At 51.6% G+C, this 966-nt stretch carries 1 rRNA gene; it reads right to left on the reverse strand.

From position 1 onward, the window contains the following. A 23S ribosomal RNA gene (locus A3728_RS13230) occupies nucleotides 1-966 on the reverse strand; the annotation flags it as partial.

Here is a 966-nt window from a genome sequence, read left to right on the forward strand (position 1 = left end):
CGAGAGTGTCTCTCACACTCTTTGTCGCTACTCATGTCATCATTCTCACTAGTGATCTCTCCACCGGATCGCTCACGCGCCGGCTTCACAGAAAACTCCGCGTCTCCAATACCCCGAAGGGTTAAGGAGACATGGAATTATGTCACACTACGCTCTGCTACCATGCAACTAGTGCATCCTCAGCTTCGGCTCATGGCTTGAGCCCCGTTACATCTTCGCCGCAAGACAACTTATTTAGACCAGTGAGCTGTTACGCTATCTTTAAAGGATGGCTGCTTCTAAGCCAACCTCCTGGTTGTTTTGGTCGTCTCACCTGCTTTCCCACTTAGCCATGAATTAGGGGCCTTAGCTGGAGGTCAGGGTTGTTTCCCTCTTCACGACGGACGTTAGCATTCGCCGTGTGTCTGCCATCTAGTACTCCTCGGTATTCGGAGTTTGGTTAGGATCAGTAAGCCTGTGGGGCCCCATTACCCATCCAGTGCTCTACCCCCGAGGGTATTCGGATGACGCTCTACCTAAATAGATTTCGCAGAGAACCAGCTATCTCCGAGTTTGATTGGCCTTTCACCCCTAGGCACAACTCATCCCGACCTTTTTCAACAGGTGTGGGTTCGGACCTCCAGTAAGTGTTACCTTACCTTCATCCTGGTCATGCCTAGATCACTCGGTTTCGGGTCTGATCCCACGAACTCAACGCCCTATTAAGACTCGCTTTCGCTGCGCCTACACCTAACGGCTTAAGCTTGCTCGTGAGACCAAGTCGATGACCCATTATACAAAAGGTACGCTGTCAGGCCGCAAGGGCCCTCCAACTGATTGTAGGCGTTCGGTTTCAGGTACTGTTTCACTCCCCTCGTCGGGGTGCTTTTCACCTTTCCCTCACGGTACTGGTTCACTATCGGTCAGTAAGGAGTACTTAGCCTTCGAAGGTGGTCCTCCGATCTTCAGACAGAATTTCACGTGTTC

The organism is Sulfitobacter sp. HI0040 (assembly GCF_001634885.1).
In the GTDB taxonomy this organism is placed as follows: Bacteria; Pseudomonadota; Alphaproteobacteria; order Rhodobacterales; family Rhodobacteraceae; genus Sulfitobacter.